Source organism: Chitinophaga niabensis (genome assembly GCF_900129465.1).
Taxonomy (GTDB): domain Bacteria; phylum Bacteroidota; class Bacteroidia; order Chitinophagales; family Chitinophagaceae; genus Chitinophaga; species Chitinophaga niabensis.
Map to the genome: position 1 here is coordinate 486,775 of NZ_FSRA01000002.1, position 24,480 is coordinate 511,254.

The following is a 24,480-nucleotide window of genomic DNA, read 5'->3' on the forward strand; positions in this document are numbered from 1 at the left end:
ACGATGCAATTATTGGATTTTCTTATCTATACAGAATACAACACGAAGATGTTAACTAACAAATTCATATCCAATATCTCTCCTGTAATACTTACCATCGAATTGAATGCGCTCTGCAGTTTGCCTCGAATGAGCCAACGCTAACTGCAAATCGCTTGCCAAAGATGTAATAGCTATCACACGGCCACCGTTTGTAAGTACCTGATCCCCATCTGCTTTAGTACCTGCATGGAACACCAGCTGGTCTTTTGCCGGGGCTGGTATCTCTGTGATCACCTTTCCTTTTTCATAGGATTCAGGGTATCCTTTGCTTACCAGCATAACAGTAGCTGCTGCACGAGGATCTTCATATACCGTCACCTGGTCCAGGGCCTGTTGTTGTACGGCTGTGAACAGTTCCAGCAGATCGTTCTGCAGGCGCGGGATCACTACCTCTGTTTCCGGATCGCCCATCCTGCAATTGTATTCGATTACAAAGGGTTCTCCTTCCACATTGATCAAACCAAAGAATATAAAGCCCTGGTAAATAATGTTCTCTTTAGCCAAACCTTCTACTGTAGGGCGTATGATACGGTCTTCCACCATTTTCATAAAAGCCCCCTGTGCAAACGGAACAGGTGAAACAGCTCCCATGCCGCCGGTATTCAAACCGGTATCTCCTTCTCCTATCCGCTTGTAATCCTTTGCAGTAGGCAGGACCTTATAGTTCTTACCATCTGTAAGTACGAACACGGAAAGTTCTATACCCGTCAGGAACTGCTCTATCACTACTTTTTTACCGGCCTCTCCAAATTTGGCAGAGCGGATCATTTCTTCAAACTCCTGTACAGCTTCATCATGAGAAGAGGTGATCACTACGCCTTTACCTGCTGCCAGGCCATCAGCCTTCAATACAACAGGTACGGCATGCTGGCGGATATAAGCTACGCCCTCTTCAAAATTCTCCTCACTGAATTCCCGGTAAGCAGCGGTAGGGATATTATGCCTTTGCATAAATAACTTCGCAAAAGCTTTACTGCCCTCCATTTGCGCACCTTCTTCAGAAGGGCCGATCACCGGGATATGCTGTAATGCTGCATCTGCCTTGAAGAAATCATAAACGCCCTTTACCAGCGGTTCCTCGGAACCGGGTACCAGCATATCTATCTTATTGTTCAGGCAGAAATCTTTTATCTTCTCAAAATCACTTACGCCTATGTTCACATTGGTGCCATACGCAGCTGTTCCTGCATTTCCAGGGGCAATGTACAAGTGTGTACATGCAATGCTTTGTGCTATCTTCCAGGCCAGCGCGTGCTCCCGGCCACCACTTCCTAACAGTAAAATATTCATAATGGATTGAAACGTAATGTTATGAGGGGAATCCCAGTTGTTATACCCGTTGTTTAACCAGCGGAAAATTTTTGCAAAGTACGGTCAAAAAAGCCACTTTTTTCATGCAGATGTCTGATTTTCTTTATCTTTCAGCGCAAAATTTATATTGATACTGCTTATCGTCAACTTATCGTCACAGAAAAACAGCAAAATTTAACTGACCATTTATGAATTCACCAGCTACTCCAAAGGGGCACCCGAAAGGGCTTTACGTGTTATTTGCCACTGAAATGTGGGAGCGTTTTAACTACTATGGAATGAGGGCCATCCTGATCTTTTTTATGACGGATGCCTTACTGTATTCAAAACCCTTTGCCTCTAACTTATATGGTGGCTATACCGGGCTTGTATATCTTACTCCCTTAGTTGGGGGATATATAGCCGACAGATATTGGGGAAACAGGCAGTCTATTATTATCGGAGGCCTTTTCATGGCGCTGGCGGAATTCTTCTTATTTGGCTTTGCCAGCTATTACACAGAACTGCGGGAATCCCCGGAACTAGCCAGGCTGCTGTTTTACGTAGGACTGGGGCTGATGATTGCCGGAAATGGTTTTTTCAAACCCAATATCTCTTCCCTGGTTGGACAACTGTATTCCAACACTGATACCAGAAAGGATGCAGCCTATACTATCTTCTACATGGGTATAAATGTGGGAGGCATGCTGGGGCCCTTTATTTGCGGCCTTGTAGGAAACACAGGCAATCCGGCTCATTTCAAATGGGCTTTCCTGGCAGCTGGCATAGGCATGTTGCTCAGTGTGATCACCATGAAATTATTACAGGAAAAATACCTTGTATCGCACGATGGCAGACCGGTAGGGGTTATCCCGGAACACATGGATGGTAAAAACCATTTCCTTAAAAAAACGTTCTCCCTCAATTCTGTGATCTTTATATTGGCCATAGCCGCCGCTGCAATAGGTCTACTTTATCTGCATGCTGATCAGATCGTGGATATCTCCATCCTCCTGATAGTGGGCCTGGTCATCATACTGGTAGTTATATTTTCAGACAAAGGACTGAGTACCATTGAAAGGAAACAGGTGGGGGTGATCCTGATCGTATCCTTCTTTGTAATCTTCTTCTGGAGCGCATTTGAGCAGGCCGGCGCTTCCCTGTCCTTCTTCGCCAATGAGCAAACCGACCGGTATATCCCACTACTGAACTTTACAGTACCGCCATCCTGGTTCCAGTCCCTGAACTCTGCTTTTGTGGTGATCTTTGCACCATTGTTTGCAGCGATCTGGCTTTTCCTGGGCAAGCGTAAAATGGAACCCAACTCTCCTACCAAAATGGCCATCGGCTTACTTTTACTGGCTATAGGTTTCCTGGTGATAGCAATTGGTGTGAAAGATCCGCAGCAGACAAAAGTAAATATGATGTGGCTCACCAGCATGTATGCTTTGCATACCTGGGGCGAGTTATGCCTTTCTCCTATTGGCCTTTCCCTGGTAAATAAACTGGCCCCCGTACGTTTTGCATCGCTGCTGATGGGCGTGTGGTTTATGGCCAATGCCGCAGCTAACGTACTGGCTGGTAAACTCAGTGCCCTGTACCCGCCTCCGGGTGAAACCACCCGTTTCCTCGGTTACACCATCACTTCTCTCTATGATTTCTTCATGTTATTCGTTGTGATGGCGGGTGTAGCCTCTCTCATCCTCTTCTTCCTGACCCGTTTCTTAGGCAGATGGATGAACGAATCAAAATAATTCTTAACCTGTATATTGAAGGGACACAAGCAAACTTGTGTCCCTTTTGATTTATTATTACTATATTTAATAATTATCAACCGTTCTTATGTCAGACAACAAATTTAAACCCTTCGTTGCGCCTGAAGTGAAGATGAAAGAATTGACCCTCAAGTCCATCCTCCTGGGATGCCTTGCCGGTGTGATATTTGGCGCCGCAACTGTATACCTGGCCCTCAAAGCAGGTTTGACTGTTTCCGCGTCTATCCCTATTGCCGTGATCGCTATCACGCTGGGCCGCAAGTTCTTCAAAACCACCATTCTCGAAAACAACATTATTCAAACAACAGGTTCTGCGGGTGAATCCATTGCCGCAGGCGTGGTATTCACTTTACCGGGATTCCTCTTCCTTTCCGCCAATGAAATGGGCGTAAGCGGCGGGGAGTCCTATTTCGATTACCTGACCATCCTGATACTGGCCATTTTCGGAGGTATCCTGGGCACCCTCATGATGATACCGCTCCGGCGTTCCCTCATTGTGAAAGAGCATGATACCCTTCCCTATCCTGAAGGAACAGCCTGCGGTTCTGTATTGAAAGCAGGTGAAAAAGGCGGGGAGTTTGCCAAAACGGCCTTCATGGGCCTTGGCTTTGCATTGGTATATGCCATCCTGCAAAGGGTATTGCACGTGATCGTGGAAACCCCCACTTTCCTGACCAAACAAGCTAATAAAGTATTCCCTTCCGCCAGGCTGAGTGGAGATATTACACCGGAATACCTGGGGGTGGGTTATATCATCGGGCCGAGGATCGCGGGGGTATTGGTAGCAGGTGGCGTACTTTCCTGGCTCTGCCTCATTCCTTTACTGGCATCTGTAGTACCCGGTGAAGTGATTGCTTCACAATTGGTGAAACTAGGGCTCCTGGCCAGTTTGGACACTCCAGGCGGGAGTGGGAACTGGGACCCTCTTACCCGTACTTTCGGTAATTACTCCGGAGCCATTTACCAGGCATATGTGAAACAGATCGGTGCCGGCGCTGTGGCTGCAGGTGGTATCATTACCCTCATCAAAACCATCCCTACCATTATATCTTCTTTCAAAGACAGTATCGGCTCCCTGAAAGAAAAACAGGAAGGTGGTGCAGAAGTACCAAGAACGGAAAGGGATATCTCTTTCAAGTTCGTGATCTTCGGCAGTCTTGCCCTGATCGTGCTGATGGCATTATTACCACAGATCCCTGGAGAATCTATCTGGAACAAACTCCTGATAGGCCTGCTGGTAGTGATCTTTGGCGCTTTCTTCGTAACCGTGAGCAGCCGCATCGTAGGTTTGATCGGCAGCAGTAATAACCCTATTTCCGGGATGACCATTGCCACCATTATGGGTACCTGCCTGATCTTCATGGCAGTAGGATGGACCGGGAAAGTGTATGAACCCATGGCCCTGGTGGTAGGAGGTATGATCTGTATCGCCGCAGCCAATGCAGGGGCTACTTCACAGGACTTAAAATCAGGATATATCGTTGGCGCCACACCAAAGAACCAGCAAATTGCGTTATTTATCGGCGCGATCGTTTCTTCCCTGGTGATTGGCTGGACGGTGCATATATTGGATACCCCCACCACGGAAATGGTGCAAAATGGCATCCACCACGCCATCGGAACAGAAAAACTGGCGGCTCCACAGGCTACTTTGATGGCCACCCTTATTAAAGGTATCCAGGGTAACAACCTGGATTGGCAGTTTGTGCTGGTAGGCGTGTTCATTGCCATTACACTGGAACTCTGCGGCATAAAATCTTTGTCTTTTGCCGTAGGGGTATATCTTCCACTCGCCACTACTTTGCCTATCTTTGTAGGAGGTGCCATCCGTGGATTGGTAGAATGGAAACAGAAACGCTCTGGTATTAAACAAACTGCTGAAGAAGAGGAACTGGGCAAGGGCAATCTCTTTGCCACAGGGCTTGTAGCAGGAGGTGCAGTTGCCGGGGTACTTGTTGCCGTGTTATCTGTAAATGAAAACGTAGCGGCTTCGCTGCAATCCATCAGTGCGGAACATGGCCTTTCCAATGTGCTAGGCGATGGTGGTTACCAGGTACTGGGTGTACTCTTTTTCGCTGTCATGGGTTATGTGCTGTACCGGATAGGCAGGCAAAAACAGGCGCCAATAGACAATATTTAAAATATCTTTCCTATGCCAAAGAAATTAACCCTGTTAGCCGTAGCTGCATTTGCTTTACTGCTGGCAGCTTGTAAAGACGACACGGATGTTACGCCAAAGCGTAAATTCATCTCTTTCAAGATGGATAATAAGGTAATGCTCTCCGAACAGATCCACCGGGCGTTCTATTCTCCCGGCGATCTTACAGACGCTGACCCTACCAACGATCATTCAGAGATGCTGATCACGGGTTACAGCTATAACAGGGATGTTATCAATCTCCGGATCACGTCTCCGCTTCCGCAACTAACACCCGGCATTTATACGAATGCTGAGTTCGGCACGGAAATGATCATGGAAATGAATCCCTCGCTGGAGCTGGTAGGCGCAGATTATAACTTTGGCGACCTCTCTATCACCATCCACAGTATGAAGGATTCTGTAGTGGTAGGTGAGTTCAATGGCACCCTGGTGAGTATGGACGATGGATCGCTGAAAACGATCTCGGATGGATACTTTAGAGTGATCTACAGGAATTACCCATAAAAAAAGAGCGGTCATCCATGGTTCGTCAGGGATGACCGCTCTGCTTTTAAGCCGCTTTTTTCTCTGTGGGAGTTACCCTCAGTTCCAGTAAACGGTTCTGCCGGATCACGCGGATGTACTGGAATTGCCCGATCTTCTCCCTGTCCAGCTGACGGAATAGTGCATCGGATGTTTCTACCGGAAGATCATTGAAAGACACGATGATGTCCCCATCTATGATCCCTGCTTTCCCTGCCGGACTTCCAGCCTCTACCCCTGCTACAAAAAGTGCGCTCTTGTTCCTCAGCTCCAATCCACTGCGCAGTTTCGGAACCAGGTTGATCTGCTGCAACATCATACCCAGGTAAGCCCTTCTCACTTTGCCGGACTTCATCAGTTCTGCCGCTATCACCCGGGCTGTGTTAATACTGATCGCAAAACACAATCCCTGTGCCCCGCGGATCATAGCTGTGTTCACACCTATCACTTCTCCTTTATAATTGATCAGCGGCCCGCCGGAGTTTCCGGGATTCAAAGCCGCATCCGTTTGCACAAGGTCATCCATCAATCTGCCGGTTTCACTTAATAAGGAACGGCCCAGGGCACTTACCACGCCTGCAGTAACAGTATGTTGAAAGCCCATGGGGTTACCAATGGCAATCACCAGCTGACCGATCTGCAATTCGTTGGTATCGCCAAGCTGCGCTGCCTGAAAATCGTAAGCGGTAGATTTAAGGATGGCAATGTCTGTATCCGGATCTTCTCCCGCCAGTGTAGCGGGATAAATTGTGCCGTCGTGCAGCATTACATTAAAGAAGCTGCCGTTGTGCACCACATGAGAGTTTGTAAATAAATAACCATCAGAAGAAAAGAAGAACCCCGAACCGGTTCCGGTCACTTTCCTTTGCGCATCCAGCCGTTCTATCTTAACAACTGACCTGCTTGCAGCTTCCACTGCGTGATGGATGATCTCAGAATATGCATCCATATAACCTCCTTCTTTATTCCCCTGTTATCGCATAAAACAAGCCACATGAAAAACTTGCCAAAATGACAGCAAAACGAATGAATGTTATCGTTTAACTTCCCTTTTCAAATACTACATCCATGAAATTCACTGTATTATCTGCTGCAGCCCTATTGATACTGGCCGCATGCCAAACGTCTGTAACCCGTTCTACCGCAGATGATTCCAAACTCCGCCAGCAGATCGCCGGAATAGCTGCTACCATAGATGGACAAGTTGGCGTATCCATCCGCAACCTCGATACCCGGGATACGGTCACGTTTAATGATTCCACCCATTACGTGATGCACAGTGTTTTCAAATTCCACATTGCCATGACTATCCTGCACCAGGTAGATCAGGGCAAACTTCAACTGGAACAAAAGATCTATATCGATAAAAAATGGATGGTACCTGATACCTGGAGCCCGCTGCGGGATTCATTCCCTGCCGGCAATGCAGACGTTCCTTTATCCAAACTGCTAAGCCTGATGGTTTCACTAAGCGATAACATTGCCTGCGATGTGCTGATAGATCTGGCCGGAGGAGAGGGAGCCATCGATGAATATATTCACAGCCTTGGCGTGAAGGATATTGCCATTAAGGCCAGTGAAGCTAAAATGGCTTCTTCCTGGGATGTACAGTTCACTAACTGGAGTACCCCTACTGCTATGATTGAACTGCTGGAGATCCTGAACAAAGGCACTGCTTTGTCTGCAACCACCAATGCCTTCTTATGGAAGATCATGAAGGAAACCTCTACAGGGCCGAACAGGCTCAAAGGCCTGCTGCCAAAGGATGTGGTAGTGGCACATAAAACAGGAACTTCAGGTACCAAAGATGGTGTGCATGCTGCAACAAATGATGTAGGGATCATCTTCCTGCCGAATGGGCAAAAGCTGGCGATTGCAGTGTTTGTATTAATGAGCAAAGCAGATGATGCTGCGCGGGAAGGGGTGATCGCAAAGATTGCAAAGGCAGCGTATGATGATGCAGTAGCTAAGAAGTAGCGTAACACTATACATCAAGAAGCCGCCCCAATGATGGGGCGGCTTCTTTTTTCATAAGCATTATTCAAGGTTTTTCAACAAATTATATGAATGATAAATGTTCGTATTGTTTCTTGAGGATAGCCTGATCATCTGCTCCCAGCCACTTCTTCAGCAGCGTAGCATACACGTTCTTAAAATCCACTTTATACTGCAGGTCCCCATCCTGCAGATTACCCAGGTCCGGCCCCTCATTCAGCACTCCTTTCTGCTGCAATCCACCACCAATCAGGAACATATTGTTCGCTGTTCCATGATCTGTTCCACCACTCGCATTCTGCCCTACACGGCGGCCGAATTCAGAGAAGGTCATCACCAGTACATCCTTAAAACGATCATTCTTTTTCAGATCAGTAGTGAACACCTGCAATGCATCGCTCAGCTGCTCAAACAATCTTTGCTGCTGTTGCTGCTGCCCTACGTGCGTATCAAAACTACCATGTGAAACATAGTAAACACTGGTATTGATATCCGTCATGATCAGCTCCGCAATGGTTTTCATATTGCGGCCTAACTCAGTGGTGGGGTAAGATTCTTTGCTTTTATATGTTTTGAACTGTTGCTGGATGTATGCTGCAGAAGAAATAGTTTCTGCCATTGTTTTGTAAAGATAGCCCACATTCTGATGTTCATCATCATGCTTCTGCTTATCCAGCAGCTCTTTGAAATAACGGTCGTTACTGGCGCCGAACAAACGTTGCGGATCAGTGAGTGCCAGCCCTTTTACAGCATCTCCTTTTAAAGCCATGCTGAGTGTATCATCTATTTCCAGTGCCTGCGTGGGTTTATCACATCCTTTACATTGCGCATCCAGGTAACGGCCCAGCCAGCCGGTGCCCCAGTAATCTTTGGAATCACTGGCACTTTGCCAGATATCCATAGAACGGAAATGTGAGCGGTCCGGATTAGGATAGCCTACGCTATTGAGGATGCCCAATGCACCATCATCATACAGGGCTTTAAAACTTTTCAGTGCGGGATGGATACCCAGTTCATCGTTGAGCGCCAGAGCCTGCTCTCTTTTGATGCCAAGGGTAGGCCGCATTTTATAGTAAACATCGTTGCGGTATGGGATCACGGTATTGAGCCCATCGTTGCCGCCGGACAGCTGCACAACTACCAATACTTTGTTGCCGGGAGGGACAAGGTTGCCCTGCTCCATAGCCTTCAGGAATTTAGGCAGCATCAGGCTGGCTGAAGCGAGTGAGCCTACTTGTAAGAACCTGCGTCTGTTAACTTGCATAGTACTATGGATTTCGTTTAACACAATTGGTATTCCGGTGTGCTCATTACATCAATCGTAACTGTTTTGATGTAATTCTCACGGGTGGAACTATCCGAATATTTTTCCAGTAATTGTTTATTGATCGAAGTGTTTTTCAGCAACAGGGACTGCGCGATCTGATCTGCGAGCTGCTCTCTCGGCGTATCTGCAAATTCCTTCAGGTAAGGGTCCCAGTCTACTTTCGCATTCACCCTGCGCGCATATTGCTTCTTGAGGAACTCATTCACCTGCATCGTCATTTTATAGTTGGAGCCCTCTCCCATTTCCGGTGTGATCTCTTTAGGACGGATATTAAATTCCTGCGAATACAAAATGATCTGTGGCACCCGCATGCGGAACATCAGGCTTGAACTGTCTATCCAGCTGCGTCCTCCAGGCCAGCCGGCTACGTTGGGAGGATAGAATAATACCTGGCCCATCACACGTTGAAACACCAGCATGGCCTCTTCCTGTTCAAATTGCATGGGAATGGATTTACGCAATCCTACCAGTAATTCAACGGGAGATTTGATCTTACTGCCAATGTTCTTTTCTTCGTAGAACCAGTCCGCTAAAAAGATCTCCTGCATTAAAGCACGCAGGTCGTAATTAGAATGATAGAATTTATCGGCGAGTTTATTTACATGCGCTTCGTTCACTTCTTCGTTTACGAAGTAGCGGTAGATCTTGGTGGTGATGTATTTTGCAGTTTGCTTTTGTTCCAGCAGAATGGCAATTACATCATCCCCATCAAACTTACCGGTTTTGCCCAGCAGGGTTTTATCTCCTTCATCATGGAAATTCTTCCTGAACTTAAACTGCCCTACTTCATCATACCCCCAGCCCGTAAAAGCCCTGGCCGCTTCTTTCACATCTGTTTCCGTATAATTGCCACGGCCCATGGTGAATAATTCCATCACTTCACGGGCGAAATTTTCATTCGGTTTTTGTTTACGGTTCTGCTGGTTATTGAGGAAGGCCAGCATAGCAGGTGTTTTAGATACTTCCCGCAGCAGGTCCCCGAAATTGGACAGTCCATGCTGGCGGATCACCTGCAGCAATTGTTGATTGTACAACACATTCTGGGTACGGCAGGCAAAATGGCCGTGCCAGAAGAGCGCCATTTTTTCCCTTAGCGGGTGTGGGTTATTGATCATAGAATGCGTCCACATCACATTCAGGTCTTTGATGCCGTCCGTATTCATACGCTGTACTGCCCTGCGTTCTTCAGCACCCATATTACGCTGGCGCTGGTAATCCGGCAGGTCTGTTTCATCAATCACTTTTACGGGATCGAGTGCAGCAGCTTCAGGGCCAAGGATCAGTTTTCGTACTACTTCCTTCCTTTTTTTCTTTGCCCAGGAATTGATCACGGGGAGGCTTTCGCCAAATCCGGCTCTCCAGGCAAGGTGCTGCAATTGTGTTTGTTCTGAAACAGCCATATGCAAAAGAATTTATAGATAGTGAGACGTACTAATGCATGCAAAGTTTAACCGGGGCGTCCCGATTACACTAAAAAGTACAAAATTCGTTCCAGAGGGGTGGGAAATTTAATAAACGTTCATGTTCCTGTCGATCTCCAGCGCCCAGGCATGGATACCGCCGGTTACATTAAATACCTCGTTAAAACCAGATTGCACTAACTGCTGTGCCACAGCTTTGCTGCGCATTCCATGGTGGCAGATCACGGCAACGGGTTTCTTTTTGGCCAGGCCGGCAATGGAAGCTTCGATCCTGCGCATAGGGATATGGAGCGCCCCATCTATATGGCAGATCTCCCATTCTTCTTTTTCGCGTACGTCTACCAGTTGAAAATCAATGCCCTGCTCCAGCCATTGTTGTAACTCTTCCACAGAAAGGTGCTGCATATGCTGCGGATCGCAAACACTATCGCCATAACTTTCCTGTAATTCGCTGATCTTGTGGTTGGCGGGGATATTCTGAAAAGTAAAGATCTGATGGGTATTATCCAGGATATTGATCGTTAACAACTGATTGGCCAGCGGCTCCCCGATATGGCAGATCACTTTTACAGCTTCATTAGCCTGGTAGCAACCTACTATTCCGGGTAATATACCTAATACCCCCACTGCATTACAATCGGGGGCAATACCTGGTTCAGGGAAAAGACAGCGGTAAGTGGCACTGCCCTGGTAATTGAATACGCTCACCTGCCCTTCGAATTCGAAAATAGCCCCGGAAACAAATGGGCGGCCTAAGATCACGCAGGCATCATTCACGAGGTAGCGTGTACCGAAATTATCGGAACAGTCTACCACCAGGTCGTACTGCGCTACTATGTCCAGTGCGTTAGCGGTCGTAAGAAAAGTATTGTGGGGGACTAAATTCACCTCAGGATTAAGCTCTTTCAACCGGTTAATGGCGGTTTGCAGTTTCGGCTTTCCATCATCCTCGGTACGGTATAAGACCTGGCGATGAAGGTTGGTGAGTGAGATGGCATCCTGTTCAATGATCCCTAATTTTCCTACCCCCATTGCCGTAAGATATTGCAGCACCGGCACTCCCAGCCCTCCTGCTCCCACTACCAAAACAGCAGCTTCCCGGAGTAAATCCTGTTTATCAGGCCCAAAACCATTAAGGCGAATTTGTCGGTCGTATCGGTTCATATGATGTATTCTCTACTCTAATTTCGGCATTTTTTTAACAGCTGTCAATAGTCTGTTTTTAATTGCTTCCAAATATCCTGAATAGGGCCAGAAACCGGCATGGGAGCCACTCCAACAAGTTTGCTTTTTACGTATTTTACCCGGTTATCCAGGTCGGGATGACTGCTTAACCATTCTGAAGTAACACTGCCTGAACCGGAATCCTTTTTCAGGGTATTGAATAACCAGATATATCCTTCCCCGTTAATGTTCCTTTGTTGCAGCAATTGCAGTCCATTCAGGTCCGCTTCCTTTTCCAGTTTGCGGGAGTATTCCAGGCTTTTGAGTGTATGCGCATTTTCCAGGAATACTGCCCCCAGCCCTGTTACATCACCAAACACCATGGAGATCATAGCATAAGTGCCTACACTCTGTACAAGGGAACGGGTGGTATGCCGCAATTGCACATGCGAATATTCATGTGCCAGCAATGCCGCCAGTTCCTCCGGATGTTGCATTTGTTGCAATAATCCGCTGAACACCACAATGTGCCCGCCCGGTATGGCAAATGCATTCGTTTCTGTTTTTTCCACCACGGTTATTTTCACCGGGTAAACGGAGGATATGTTCAGTTCTTTATAGAACTGATTAACCAGTTCCGTTTGTTGGGGTAATATCTTAAAATCTTTGATGAGCGCGTTGTAGGATTGCTCTCCGAACTTCACTTCGTATTCAACCGGTAATGCATTGGCTACACGGCCGGCAGCATAGGGTAATAACCAGAACCAGGCTGCCGCTATCAGTGCAATGATAAAAAGACCAATGCCTGCGATGGTCATTAATGGATTAGAGGGTCTGCGTTTAGTGCGTTGCAGTACAATTGCGGCGAATTCATAGGAAGGAACATGTAGTGTTTGTAATGGAAGGCCTGTATGATGCAACGTGTTTTGCTTTCCCTGTACTACATTATACCAATACCAGAAAACAGTACGCGGGTTACCATCTGCATCTTTCAGATGGATCTCAATTCGTTTGCTGGTAACCGTTACTTCTGCGGGTTGTACATTATCCGGAGAATCGTAAGAATATGTTCCCTGGTAGGATTGCATAGGTATTAATATTTGATCCGTTTACTCATCACCACCAGGTCTACCCAGCTTCCATTCGTTTGCTGAAGCCCCTGTGGTATGCGGCCATGTTCAATAAAATTAAAATTGCGGTATAACTGAATGGCCCTTTCATTAGTGGCCAGTACTTCAAAATGTATCGTAGTAATGTGGGGATGTTCTTCCACCCAACGGATGGCGGCTGTTAACAGCCGGCGCCCGATGCCCATGTTCCAGTATTTATGTAATACGGCAATGCCCAGCAGGGCCATGTGTTTTTGTTTCTGAAAACGGGCCTGGTTCAGGCTCAGCGTACCTACTACTACTCCATCCGCTTCTGCTATCAGGAAGAGATTATCAGGATGGTCCTTGTAAGAACGGATGAAAGCTTCTTCTGCAGCAAGGTCAAACCGCTTTGCTTCCTCATGGGTATACAGCAGAAAATCTGTTTCCTGCGTTAATTGCAGGAAGCAATCCAGGCAAGCCTGCGCATCCGAAACTTCCGGCGCGCGGATCACCAGCTTTTTGCCATTGGGAAGAAAGTGCTGCATGTTACAAATATAATAGAAAAGGCGACCGTAGCGGCCGCCTTTCAAAATCAATTAGTTTACAACTCAGGATGCTTTTGCATGTTTGGTCACAAAAGCCAGTACAGCAGATTTTTGGTCATCAGTGAGTTTTGCTTTGCGCGCCATTCTGTCGATAATTCCAGGCCATTGACCAGCGGTTTTCGTTTCAGGGATCCTGTAACCATGGCATTTTGCGCATTTCTCGCGGAAGATGGTTTTACCTTCTGAATCTTCGTACTTAGAAAATGCTGCTTCTACTTTAGCGGTGTCATTAGGATTGATGCCTTTGGCGCATCCCCATAACACCACTGCAATCAGAAAGAGTTGACCGAGTGTTTTCTTCATAATTTGCATTTTTGGACCTGTTAACAAAATAAAATAAAAAGCGCATAAGAAAACCTATGCGCTTTAAAATTTAATCTAACCGTTGCTTATACGGTCGCTTCCAAAATATCGTTGTAGCGCTTCCGGTATGTTAATACCTTCAGGTGTTTGATTATTCTCCAATAAACAGGCCAGAATTCTCGGAAGTGCCAGGGAACTGCCGTTCAATGAATGTAACAGCTGGTTCTTCCCGTTCTCATCTTTATAACGGATCTTCATGCGGTTGGTCTGGTAGTTTTCAAAGTTAGACACAGAGCTAACTTCCAGCCATTTTTCCTGTGCTGCGGAATACACTTCAAAATCATAGGTCTGTGCAGCTGTAAAGCCCATATCTCCTCCGCAAAGGTTTAAGATACGGTATGGCAGCCCCAGGGATTGTATGAGTTTTTCCACATGTACCACCATCTCTTCCAGTACGGCATAAGATTGATCAGGGCGGACCAGTTGTACCAGTTCTACTTTTTCAAACTGGTGCAAACGGTTCAGGCCGCGTACATCTTTACCATATGAACCAGCCTCTCTGCGGAAACAGGGAGTATAAGCCGTCATCTTCACGGGCAGGTCTGATTCTTTCAGGATCTCATCCCGGTAAATATTGGTAACGGGCACTTCCGCCGTGGGGATCAGGTAGAAGTTATCCTCTGTTACAAAATACATCTGCCCTTCTTTATCCGGTAACTGGCCGGTCCCATAAGCAGATGCTTCATTCACCATATAAGGCGGCAGCATTTCTACATATCCTGCAGCCGTGTTGAAGTCGAGGAAATAACTGATCAGGGCACGTTGTAAACGGGCGCCTTTGTTTTTATATACAGGGAATCCGCTGCCGGTGATCTTGTTACCCAGTTCAAAATCTATGAGATCGTATTTCTTAGCCAGGTCCCAGTGCGGTACGGAACCTTCTGCCAATACAGGCTTCTGGCCGCCGCCGCGCACTTCCACATTATCTTGCGGCGTTTTACCCACAGGTACATTAGCACCCGGCAGGTTAGGCAGTTTAACCAATGTATCCTGTAATGATTTTTCTACAGATGCCAGCGATTCACTGATAGGGCCAAGGGCTTGTTTGAAAGCAGCTACTTCCTGCTTACGTGCTTCCGCTGCAGCTTTATCGCCGGATGCCATCAGTTTTCCTATCTCTTTGGAGGCCGAATTTACTTTCGCCTGTGTGTCATCATATTCCAGCGTCAGCTTCTTGCGCTGATCATCTAATGCCAGTATTTCTTCTACCAGTGCGGGTTCTGAAAAATTTTTCACACCCAGCCTTTCCAGTACCAGCTCTTTGTTTTGACGAATAAATTGTACCTGTAACATCTGTATTTTCCTGTTGGATTTGGACAAAGATAACTTTAACTCAAATATTTCCCTACGATCGGTACACGGCGTCCTACACCAAAGGCTTTGGAAGACACGCGGATAATGGGGCAGAATTGGTTGCGTTTGTATTCATTGGTATTCACCATCTTCAGGGTACGGGCCACCAGCGCAGCATCGAATCCCTGTTCTATGATCTCCCGGGGTCCCTGGCGGCGTTCTATATACTGGTACAGGATCTTGTCCAGCACGGCATAATCCGGCAGGCTGTCGCTATCTTTCTGATTGGGCCGCAGCTCTGCAGAAGGAGCTTTGTGAATAATATTAGGCGGGATGATCTCCTTCTCCCGGTTGATATATTCCGCAAGGGCATATACCTGCATCTTGTAAACGTCGCCGAGTACGGAAAGCCCTCCTGCCATGTCTCCGTATAGCGTACCATAACCTGTGCTCAGCTCACTTTTATTGGAAGTGTTCAACAGGATATAGCCGAACTTGTTAGACAAAGCCATCAATAGATTTCCGCGGATGCGGGACTGGGTATTCTCCTCTGCCACATTAAAGGGCAGGCCATGGAAGAAGGGATCCAGCGTATCCAGGAAGGTTTCGTAAATATTATTGATGCGGATGATGTCGAAAGGGTTCTCCAGGTTTTTGGAGAGCGCAACCGCATCATCTACGGAATGTTCTGTTGAATAGGGGGAAGGCATGGCCACGGCCCTTACATTGTCTTTACCTAAAGCAGTTACTGCCAGGGCTAATGTAACAGCACTGTCTATTCCCCCGGAAGAACCCAGGATGGCTTGCTTGAAGCCCATCTTCCCGAAATAATCCTTTATCCCTAATACAATAGCATCGTGGATGCGGTGGATGTTATGATCAAATTCCAGTGCCGTGATATCTGAAGTACCATGGAAAGGTACCGCGGTGGCGATGTCTGCTTTTGCCAGCGTATCCAGGTTCACACCTGCCATCGCTTCTTCAAAATAAGGCAGCTCTTTTACGATGTTACCCTCCCCGTCAAAGATCAGCGATCCTCCGTCAAACACAATCTCCGTCTGCGAACCTACGGTATTACAATAATACATGGGCAGGCGGTATTTGCGCACGTTCTCCCGGATGATCTCTTTCCTGCTTTCATCGTGATCATAATCGAAAGGAGATGCAGAGAGATTTAACATCACATCGGGCGACTGTTCCATCAGGTGATCCATGGGGCAAACGCGGTATAATGGATTGTTGCCGAGGTTCCAGATATCTTCACAAATGGTCACTGCCAGTTTCTTTCCTTTGAAAGGAACTATATTCCATTCATATGCCGGCTCAAAATAACGGTGTTCATCAAATACATCGTAGGTGGGCAGTAAGGTTTTGTGAATGACCTGTTTCACTTCTCCTTCATAGAGGAACCAGGCTGCATTGAAGAGGTCTTTCCCTTCCCTTACAGGGTTCCTGTGAGGTGCTCCTACCAGAACTGCGGTTTTGGTAGTATGTACTTTGATCTCGTCTATAGCCGCATAGCTCTTTGCAATAAAATCCTCAAACTCCAGGAAATCCCTCGGTGGATAACCACACACACACAGCTCAGAGAACACTACAAGGTCTGCCCCCTGCTGCTCTGCCTCTTTAATGGCAGTAATGATCTTTGCTGTATTCGCTTCAAAATTCCCGATGTGGTAGTTCTGCTGGGCTAAAAAGATATTCATCCGTTCATTTTTACACTGCAAAGGTACGGTTAAAAATAAACCCCTAAACGCACTATAAAGCTGTTGATGTTTACTTTACCATCGTTCCATTTACCATTCTTTGTGGCATCCACAAAGCCGTTCTGGAAGTTGAAGCCAACTATGCCCGTGAGTGTTTCCGTGAGCGGATATTCAATACCGGCGCCTAAAAGCAGGCCAGCATTTATGGGGGTGATATCGCGTAGTACGTTTTCTTTATCAAATTTTTGCAGGCCGCTGATCACATTGGCCCTGGCCCTTACCGGGAAACCGGCAAAACCTCCGAACTGGCCCCAGATGCCTATACCTGAGTTGGTATTGGTTTTAAGCTTCAGGGCAAAAGGTACTTCTACATATTGTAAACGAAGGTCGTATTCAGTTGGTGCGGCTTTGAATTTATCAAGTCCTTTGCCGGCATCGTACATCAATACACTCCCCATATGGCTGATCTGCAAACCGGAAGCAATGGCATAATTACCTGATTCATCCAGGAAGAAGTCTGCCATTACCCCGTAGCTGAAATAAAATTTACCCCCGTTGCGTTCTATACCGTTTTCCTGCGGGCGCATAATGGAAACGCCCGGATCGACCTTAAAGCCAAAACGTACCTTGCGGCCGATATCTCCGGAAACCCGGTCACTGAATGTTTGCGCGTTTGCCTGCATGCCTGTGGCTAAGCAGATAAAGAAGATCAAAGATTTCAATAATACGTTCTTATTCAATATTTTTACCATTTCTAAAGTTTTAACAGGCGATGCAAAATTACTCGAATAATAATATCCTGCGTGGCATTTTAGTAGTGTTGCTGTTCTCCGGCTGCAGTACAGGAGTGAAAGTCCCGGACGTCAGCCATATTCCCATCAATGTTACCATAGAAAGATTCGACGAGCAGCTTTTCCGCATTGATACCAATAACGTTTTGAGCGGTATAAAATTGCTGGATAGCACCTATCCTGATTTCATGCCTGTTTATATCAAAGAGATCATGAACTTCGGGCCACTGGCAGATACCAACCTGCTACTGGAGCCGCAGATGCATCAGTTCCTTACCAATAAAGACTTCCGGGGCCTTCAGGATTCCGTGGAAGCACATTTTGCCAATATCAAACCACTGGAAAAAGACCTCACACAGGCCTTTCGCCTTACTAAATATTACCTCCCTGCTTTTCATGCACCAAGGGTGATCAGCTTTATTTCAGCTATCGGAAATTATGCGGCCTTCACCGTGGATTCCATATTGGCCATTGGGCTGGATATGCACATGGGAGCAGATTTCCCGGTTTATCGCATGTTGCCTGATTATCCTGATTACGTGATTAGAAAATTCACGCCGGAAAATATCACCACCAATGTAATGAAGGTATTACAGCAGAACTATTACCCCCTGCGGGATGAAAATGTGAAGCTGATAGAGCGTTTTATAGACCTTGGCAAGCAGCAGTACTTCCTGGAGAAAGTATTACCGGAAGTACCGGAGTATATCAGGCTGGGCTACACGAAAGCGCAACTGAAATATTGTGAAGAGAACGAGCAGATGATCTGGCAGCATTTTGTGCAGAACAAATTATTGTATTCGGGCGACTGGCAGGATGTTGTGCGTTATACAGCAGAAGGGCCATCTACACAGGGATTGCCAGGAGAAGTTCCCGGTCAGATCGGTGCATTCACAGGATACCGCATTGTAAAAAAGTTCATGGAAAAACATCCTGATGTAACGCTGGAGAAGCTATTAGGTACGAAGGATGTGATACAAATATTCAATGAGGCGAAATACAGGCCTTAGTTCATTTTGAAGGGAACTACCATCTGGAATTCCGGGATCTTTACTTCAAATATTTTCTTGTTCAGCTGGTTTTCCATTTGATAGGTGCCATACATTTTGCCGATCTCTGTACGCAGGTTGGAGCCTGAAACATACTGATAGCTTTCTGATGGTGCCAGCAGTGGTTGAACCCCTACTACACCTTCTCCCTCCACTTCCCGGTGGGAGCCATTTGAGTCGATGATATACCAGTGGCGTCTCAACAGCTTGATCGGAAACGTATTGTTATTCTCTATTGTGATCCGGTAAGCAAACATAAACTCGCTGCCTATAGGATTAGAATAATCAGGTTGGTAAAACGTTTCCACGCTGATGGTAATGCCTTCGGTGACTTTCTTTACCATAATGATCAACCTTTAACGTAAAAATAAGGAAAATAACCGCGTTGTAACTTTTTTTTCCACTAAGGGTTTCGTTTTAACGAATCTTTAGGTTATTTCTACGCCGTCCAGTTCCCGAACATTGCTCTCCGCAAGCCTGGCGGCCTTTTCAAAGCGATTATTATGGTATCCCACCCTCATCCAGTCCAGCACGTACTGCCATAAAAAGCCCCAAAAGCCATTTTCCCTGTATTGTTTTACATGGCAAACCTCATGCCGTACCCATCCGGTATGGGCCAGGAACTGTTCCCGGCTCACGCCATATAAATGGATCACATGCCCAAAAACGATAGCCATCCTGGGGCTCTTCATCCTCCAGGCGGCTATCCGGGCTATAGTTGAGTTTTCTTTGATCCGGCAGCGAATGGTATCCATTCCTGCAATTTACTTCCCACCCAGAGAAAAACGGCGGGAAATATTGAATCCCCATCTGAACTGGCCTTCAAGCCAGGTAGACGTGGTTTCCGGGATAAATTGATTTTCCAGGATGGCGGTAGAATTGGTGAAATTCACGCTGAATACGTGTCCGCCGGTTTCGATCTCCAACCCTACACCCAATGGATTATAGAATTTAACCCCGCGGCCCTCAAAGTAATCTTTGCTGGCCTGCTCACGGAACGGCAGGAAGTAATCCACCACCAGGGCCAGCCGTTTGGAAAAGCGCAAACGCCCTCCCACACCTACTGCAAACATATCATTCACATCCATATGCACTACCCGATTACGGTGAACATAAGTTGGCAGCACTGCGAGGGACAGGATGTTGCCGAATTTGCGGGAAAGGATCACCTGCCCGGTATAGCTCATACGGCTGCTGAAATTATCAAAATAAGCAGCATCCGATTCTACCGTACTGCTTTTCATAGAGGTTACCACGGCGTTTCCGAAAACGGCGATGCCCAGCGGGATACGGTTATCTATGGTTTGCTGTAATATTTTAAACTTGGCCAGCCCCTCGTACATCTGGGAAAAATTACCACTTCCCTTGGCACGGCTGAGCCCCACCATCAGACGATCGGTAATTCCATACTCAAAAGCAATGCGGATGTCCGTAGAATTATCTATCCCAAAGAAGGTCTTGGAACCACCTGCCTCTCCGCCCAGATCACCAAAACGGTGTGCTACGCGGAAATCCAGTTCTCCTTTTTTAAGGGTTTCGTTGGACTGGCCATTGATAATACGGGTACTTTTAAATGTAGCTATCACGGGGCCCCTGCTAACGGAATCTTTTCCGAACATCTTACTAAGATCGTCCTGCGCCATTACTGCCGGCGCTACAAGCAAAAGGGCTGTGAGCATGCGGATCTGCAACATATTGTTGGTTTGAATTTATTTAGTAACTGGTTGATAATCGGCATTCACCGTAACTTCTACTACCTCGGCAATGTTCTTCACTACCAGGCTGGGGATCTTTATCTTATGATCGGCCACCGTAACATTAAACCTGGAGTTCACATTGAACTTGCCATCCCTTACTGTGATGGTCCCTTTTCCTTTATAGGATTTTTCCACGCCATGCAGGCTCAGTACACCTTCCACGGTTACAGGATAAGTGCCGTTCTTTGAAAAATCCACGTCTTCTGCAAACTTGCCTTTGTATTCAGCAAAAGGGAACTTTTCACTTTCTACATAGTTCTCATTGAAGTGTTCCTGCATAAGGGCTTTCTTAAATTGAAAAGTATTCATGGGTACTTTGAAATAGATCGCCTTTGTTTTGATATTAATGGCAGAAACACCCCGTTCGCTGGAAGCGCTGATATCTTCCAGCGGCGCGCTGGAAAAGAAGCTGAGCTTGGGTGCTTTGCAGGAATAGATCTCCTGCCCCATGCCAGCCAAGCACGTCAGCAAAAAGGTGCTCAGGAATAATAATTGTTTCATACAGCTTGGTTTGGTTTCATCAATCCGGCATGCCTTTTCCTATCCAGCAGGCAATGGAATCCCTGGTGGCACGCGAAAGTGCAGGATAGGCCATCACTTGTGGCATATCCGCATTGGGGCCAGTTACCCGCAGACGGAACATGGCCTCATTGCCGTTGACGTACGTTTTTAATCTGGCAAGGGTGGAAAAGTCCGCAACCACAGGAGATCCTGATCCGGGATGGCAGGCACGGTTGGTACAGTTCTCCTGTATGATGGCATACATACGGGCGCTGGTGATCACAGCCGTGTTGCAATCGACCTGATTGCTCGCAGGGGCAGGCCCCTTTTCTGAAGTACAACCGATGCAGAAAATAAAAACCAGGCCGGTCAATAATTGTTTCATAGACTGTTGAGTTGGTGAATACAGGTTTTCATGGATTTAAATACGCAACTATATAGAGAACGGTTGCCTTTCACGAAAGATAATAATTATTTTTGCTGCCAAACATACCGGCCGTGAATATTGAACAGTTATACCAGATCTACCTAAAGCACCCCAACGTGCAAACAGACACCCGCAAATTACAACCGGGCGATCTTTTCTTTGCGCTGCGCGGGCCTAACTTCAATGGTAACCAATATGCGGCAGCAGCATTGGCGGCCGGGGCTGCTTATGCAATAATAGATGATCCGGCCTTTCATACAGATCCGGAGAAGATGATGCTGGTAAATGATGTACTGCAAACCCTGCAGGAGCTGGCCCTGCATCACCGGAAACAATTTTCCATACCTTTTATTGCCATCACCGGTACTAACGGTAAAACCACTACGAAGGAAATGATCCGCACCGTTTTGGGAGCACAATACCGTACCTGCGCTACCGTAGGTAATCTTAATAATCATATAGGCGTACCCTTAACCATCCTCAGCATCCCCCGGGATGCAGAAATGGCTGTTATTGAAATGGGCGCCAATCACCAAAGGGAAATTGCAGGGTATTGCACCATTGCACTTCCTACCTTCGGCCTTATCACAAATGTTGGAAAGGCCCACCTGGAAGGCTTTGGCGGAGAAGCAGGTGTACGCATTGCCAAAGGAGAATTATATGATCACCTGAGAGAAACCGGCGGCACCGCTTTTGTTTGCAGCGATTATGATTATTTGCTGGACATGAGTAAAGGCATCAGCAACATTATCACCTATGGCCAGGGAGAAGCGGATTATACCGGCAAACCCATTTCCGGAAAGGCTTTCCTGGAACTGGAAACTACAGAAACAGGGCATATCAGTACTCACCTGGTAGGAGATTATAACTTCCCGAATGTAATGGCAGCTATTGCCATCGGCTTACATTTTAAGGTACCCGCAGAGAAGATCAAAACGGTTATTGAAGGATACATTCCCTCCAATAACCGCTCACAGGTTGTGCATCGTGGCAGTAATGTATTTATCATGGATGCCTACAATGCTAACCCATCCAGTATGAAAGCTGCCATTGAAAACTTTGCAGGCATCCATGCAGAACAGAAAGTACTCCTGCTGGGCGCTATGAAAGAATTGGGAGAAGATAGCCTGAAAGAACACCAGGCACTGGTAGATCAGTTACAACGTACACACTGGAAAGCGGTGATATTAGTAGATGGGGATTTCGCCAAAGTGAACCACCCCTATATCTTCCTGCAAAATGCAGAAGAGGCAAAAAAATGGGTCCGCCAGCAGGGTCTTGAGAACACTTATTTCTTAGTGAAGGGGTCACGAAGTGTAGGAATGGAAAAGGTTTTACCGGAATCCTAAAGGGGTAAAAAAATAAACCTGCGAGTTAAAAAACCCACAGGTTTTCATAACCTATGCCAACTTTAGAGTATTATAAAGCCTTGTGGCTTGCATTCTTTCTCTAAATGAAGTAGGTTTCCCTACTTACTCTAATACAACATGTACCAAAGTAAAAAGGTTTAAAGGGAAAGCGATTTTTTAGGAATTAAAGTTCAACTGCCTGATTATCACAGCTGAATTTCTTGTGTAAGTTCTACCAGTACGCCATTTGTGCTCCTGGGATGTAAGAAGCAAACCAGTTTGTTGTCTGCCCCCTGTTTGGGTACTTTATGGATCAGCTCAAAACCTTCTCCTTCCAGCCTTTTCATTTCGGCATGAATATCAGCTACTTCAAACGCAATATGGTGAATGCCCTCTCCTTTCTTCTCCAGGAACTTTGCAATAGCGCTATCCTCCATCATTGATTCCAGCAATTCTATCTTGGTTTCTCCCTGCTGAAAAAAAGCGGTGGTTACGCCTTCCGAGCTTACTTCTTCTTTCTTATAACATGGGGCATTCAGCAGTTTTTCGAAGAGCGGGATAGAAGTTGCAAGCGATCTTACAGCAATCCCGATGTGTTCTACTTTTAACATAGCTATTATTGATGGGCTTATAGAGAGCCCCAAAAGTAGAACTTATATCGTAATTTTGTGGTATGCTGAAATTGCCTGTATATCTGGATTATAATGCTACCACTCCTTGCGATCCAAGAGTGCTGGAAGCGATGATCCCTTACTTTACAGCTCATTTTGGCAATGCGGCCAGTCGCAGTCACAGCTATGGCTGGTCTGCAGAAGAAGCGGTGGACGTAGCCCGGGAACAGGTAGCCACGTTGATCGGAGCAGATAAAACAGAGATCGTTTTCACCTCAGGTGCCACCGAATCTGTGAATCTGGCCATCAAAGGGGTATTTGAGACATATGGCAGCAAAGGCAACCATATTATCACAACGGAAACAGAACACAAAGCTGTGCTGGATACCTGCAAACACCTTGAAAAGCAAGGGGCAGTTATCACTTACCTCCCGGTAGACCATAACGGGATGCCTGAGCTCCAGGCCCTGGAAGCTGCCATCACAGAGCAAACTATCCTTATCGCCGTGATGTATGCCAATAACGAAACAGGGGTGATCCATCCCATTCGTGAAATTGGTGCCATCGCTAAAAAGCGGGAAGTATTGTTCCTGACGGATGCTACGCAGGCTGTTGGCAAGATCCCTGTAAATATGCTGGAGGACCATATTGATCTGCTGGCATTATCCGCCCATAAACTCTATGGTCCCAAAGGGGTGGGTGCATTATACGTCCGCCGCAAACAACCCAGGGTGAAACTGATCGCCCAGCAGGATGGCGGAGGTCATGAAAGAGGCATGCGCTCCGGTACTTTGAACGTTCCGGGGATCGTAGGACTTGGCAAAGCCTGTGAACTGGCAGGTGCCGAAATGGCAGCCGAAAGCAAAAGGCTTTCTGCCCTGCGGGATAAACTGGAAAAAGCCCTGCTGGCGCTCGAAGAAACCCGTACAAATGGGTCCATCACCCACAGATTGCCACATGTCTGCAATATTTCGTTCAAATATGCGGATGCCAATGGCCTGATGATGGGTTTTAACAGGCAAATTGCCGTATCTTCAGGCTCAGCTTGCACTTCAGCCACTGTAGAACCCAGTTATGTGCTGAAAGCAATGGGGCTGAGCGATGATCTGGCACACTCTTCGCTACGTTTTGCTGTAGGCAGGTTCACTACAGAAGAAGAAGTGGATTTTGCCATCCGGGTAGTGACAGATACCGTACATACTTTAAGAGAATTGAGTTCGTTAAATAGTTAAATGGAGAA

The 24,480-nt window shown here is 46.7% G+C and carries 24 protein-coding genes; 7 read left to right on the forward strand and 17 right to left on the reverse strand.

Annotated features, from left to right (window positions below):
• Positions 1-51 precede the first annotated feature (51 nt).
• Positions 52-1,332, reverse strand: a complete 1,281-nt coding sequence (purD, locus tag BUR42_RS18835) for a phosphoribosylamine--glycine ligase (protein WP_074240973.1) — start codon at positions 1,330-1,332, stop codon at positions 52-54.
• Positions 1,333-1,541: 209 nt separating this feature from the next.
• Between purD and BUR42_RS18840 the strand changes: the two genes are divergently transcribed.
• The 3 genes from BUR42_RS18840 to BUR42_RS18850 all read left to right on the forward strand — a co-directional run bounded on the left by BUR42_RS18840 (position 1,542) and on the right by BUR42_RS18850 (position 5,772).
• On the forward strand, positions 1,542-3,086 hold the full coding sequence (locus BUR42_RS18840; protein ID WP_074240974.1) for a peptide MFS transporter: 1,545 nt from the start codon (positions 1,542-1,544) through the stop codon (positions 3,084-3,086).
• Between the two features lie 88 nt (positions 3,087-3,174).
• A complete protein-coding gene (locus tag BUR42_RS18845) occupies positions 3,175-5,247 on the forward strand; it encodes an OPT family oligopeptide transporter (RefSeq protein WP_074240975.1) in 2,073 nt (690 codons plus the stop codon).
• A 12-nt stretch (positions 5,248-5,259) separates the two neighbouring features.
• A complete protein-coding gene (locus BUR42_RS18850; RefSeq protein WP_074240976.1) occupies positions 5,260-5,772 on the forward strand; it encodes a hypothetical protein in 513 nt (170 codons plus the stop codon).
• A gap of 46 nt (positions 5,773-5,818) precedes the next feature.
• Here BUR42_RS18850 and BUR42_RS18855 read toward each other — a convergent pair whose 3' ends face one another.
• Positions 5,819-6,739: a S1C family serine protease gene (locus tag BUR42_RS18855; protein ID WP_074240977.1), complete on the reverse strand. Its 921-nt coding sequence runs from the start codon at positions 6,737-6,739 to the stop codon at positions 5,819-5,821.
• Between the two features lie 119 nt (positions 6,740-6,858).
• Here BUR42_RS18855 and bla point away from each other — a divergent pair, with 119 nt between their 5' ends.
• On the forward strand, positions 6,859-7,767 hold the full coding sequence (bla, locus tag BUR42_RS18860; RefSeq protein ID WP_074240978.1) for a class A beta-lactamase, subclass A2: 909 nt from the start codon (positions 6,859-6,861) through the stop codon (positions 7,765-7,767).
• An 82-nt stretch (positions 7,768-7,849) separates the two neighbouring features.
• Here the strand turns inward: bla and BUR42_RS18865 are convergent, their stop codons facing one another.
• From BUR42_RS18865 to BUR42_RS18905, 9 genes are all read right to left on the reverse strand, one after another.
• On the reverse strand, positions 7,850-9,049 hold the full coding sequence (locus BUR42_RS18865) for a DUF1501 domain-containing protein (RefSeq protein ID WP_074240979.1): 1,200 nt from the start codon (positions 9,047-9,049) through the stop codon (positions 7,850-7,852).
• 17 nt (positions 9,050-9,066) lie between these two features.
• Positions 9,067-10,512, reverse strand: coding sequence for a DUF1800 domain-containing protein (locus BUR42_RS18870; RefSeq protein ID WP_074240980.1), 1,446 nt, complete (start codon positions 10,510-10,512; stop codon positions 9,067-9,069).
• A 108-nt stretch (positions 10,513-10,620) separates the two neighbouring features.
• The gene (locus tag BUR42_RS18875; protein ID WP_074240981.1) at positions 10,621-11,697 is read right to left on the reverse strand and encodes a ThiF family adenylyltransferase; all 1,077 of its coding nucleotides are present in this window, start codon (positions 11,695-11,697) and stop codon (positions 10,621-10,623) included.
• A 44-nt stretch (positions 11,698-11,741) separates the two neighbouring features.
• Complete coding sequence (locus BUR42_RS18880; RefSeq protein WP_074240982.1) at positions 11,742-12,785, reverse strand: M48 family metallopeptidase; 1,044 nt, start codon at positions 12,783-12,785, stop codon at positions 11,742-11,744.
• A 5-nt stretch (positions 12,786-12,790) separates the two neighbouring features.
• Positions 12,791-13,333, reverse strand: a complete 543-nt coding sequence (locus BUR42_RS18885; protein WP_074240983.1) for a GNAT family N-acetyltransferase — start codon at positions 13,331-13,333, stop codon at positions 12,791-12,793.
• 63 nt (positions 13,334-13,396) lie between these two features.
• The gene (locus tag BUR42_RS18890; RefSeq protein ID WP_074240984.1) at positions 13,397-13,696 is read right to left on the reverse strand and encodes a hypothetical protein; all 300 of its coding nucleotides are present in this window, start codon (positions 13,694-13,696) and stop codon (positions 13,397-13,399) included.
• 75 nt (positions 13,697-13,771) lie between these two features.
• The gene (serS, locus tag BUR42_RS18895; protein ID WP_074240985.1) at positions 13,772-15,049 is read right to left on the reverse strand and encodes a serine--tRNA ligase; all 1,278 of its coding nucleotides are present in this window, start codon (positions 15,047-15,049) and stop codon (positions 13,772-13,774) included.
• Between the two features lie 35 nt (positions 15,050-15,084).
• On the reverse strand, positions 15,085-16,755 hold the full coding sequence (locus BUR42_RS18900; RefSeq protein WP_074240986.1) for an NAD+ synthase: 1,671 nt from the start codon (positions 16,753-16,755) through the stop codon (positions 15,085-15,087).
• Between the two features lie 29 nt (positions 16,756-16,784).
• Positions 16,785-17,507 carry a porin family protein gene (locus BUR42_RS18905; RefSeq protein ID WP_074240987.1) on the reverse strand — a complete coding sequence of 241 codons (723 nt, stop codon included), beginning with the start codon at positions 17,505-17,507 and terminating at the stop codon, positions 16,785-16,787.
• Between the two features lie 20 nt (positions 17,508-17,527).
• Here BUR42_RS18905 and gldB point away from each other — a divergent pair, with 20 nt between their 5' ends.
• The gene (gene gldB, locus BUR42_RS18910) at positions 17,528-18,556 is read left to right on the forward strand and encodes a gliding motility lipoprotein GldB (RefSeq protein WP_074240988.1); all 1,029 of its coding nucleotides are present in this window, start codon (positions 17,528-17,530) and stop codon (positions 18,554-18,556) included.
• On the opposite strand, the gene apaG is transcribed toward gldB, so the two are convergent.
• The 5 genes from apaG to BUR42_RS18935 form a co-directional block, all read right to left on the reverse strand.
• Complete coding sequence (gene apaG / locus BUR42_RS18915) at positions 18,553-18,939, reverse strand: Co2+/Mg2+ efflux protein ApaG (protein WP_074240989.1); 387 nt, start codon at positions 18,937-18,939, stop codon at positions 18,553-18,555. The two genes, gldB and apaG, sit on opposite strands and share 4 nt — an antisense overlap.
• A gap of 84 nt (positions 18,940-19,023) precedes the next feature.
• On the reverse strand, positions 19,024-19,350 hold the full coding sequence (locus BUR42_RS18920) for a hypothetical protein (protein WP_074240990.1): 327 nt from the start codon (positions 19,348-19,350) through the stop codon (positions 19,024-19,026).
• A gap of 9 nt (positions 19,351-19,359) precedes the next feature.
• The gene (locus BUR42_RS18925) at positions 19,360-20,289 is read right to left on the reverse strand and encodes a DUF5777 family beta-barrel protein (RefSeq protein ID WP_074240991.1); all 930 of its coding nucleotides are present in this window, start codon (positions 20,287-20,289) and stop codon (positions 19,360-19,362) included.
• A gap of 15 nt (positions 20,290-20,304) precedes the next feature.
• Entirely contained in the window at positions 20,305-20,853 is a 549-nt protein-coding gene (locus BUR42_RS18930) for a YceI family protein (RefSeq protein WP_074240992.1), read from the reverse strand.
• A 19-nt stretch (positions 20,854-20,872) separates the two neighbouring features.
• Positions 20,873-21,238 carry a hypothetical protein gene (locus tag BUR42_RS18935; RefSeq protein WP_074240993.1) on the reverse strand — a complete coding sequence of 122 codons (366 nt, stop codon included), beginning with the start codon at positions 21,236-21,238 and terminating at the stop codon, positions 20,873-20,875.
• Between the two features lie 92 nt (positions 21,239-21,330).
• Between BUR42_RS18935 and BUR42_RS18940 the strand changes: the two genes are divergently transcribed.
• A complete protein-coding gene (locus BUR42_RS18940; RefSeq protein WP_234979716.1) occupies positions 21,331-22,629 on the forward strand; it encodes a UDP-N-acetylmuramoyl-tripeptide--D-alanyl-D-alanine ligase in 1,299 nt (432 codons plus the stop codon).
• A 206-nt stretch (positions 22,630-22,835) separates the two neighbouring features.
• On the opposite strand, the gene mce is transcribed toward BUR42_RS18940, so the two are convergent.
• Positions 22,836-23,240 (reverse strand): methylmalonyl-CoA epimerase, encoded by a 405-nt coding sequence (mce, locus tag BUR42_RS18945; RefSeq protein WP_074240994.1) that lies wholly within the window; start codon positions 23,238-23,240, stop codon positions 22,836-22,838.
• Positions 23,241-23,302: 62 nt separating this feature from the next.
• Here mce and BUR42_RS18950 point away from each other — a divergent pair, with 62 nt between their 5' ends.
• Positions 23,303-24,472: an IscS subfamily cysteine desulfurase gene (locus BUR42_RS18950; RefSeq protein ID WP_317044479.1), complete on the forward strand. Its 1,170-nt coding sequence runs from the start codon at positions 23,303-23,305 to the stop codon at positions 24,470-24,472.
• The last annotated feature ends 8 nt before the right edge of the window (positions 24,473-24,480 follow it).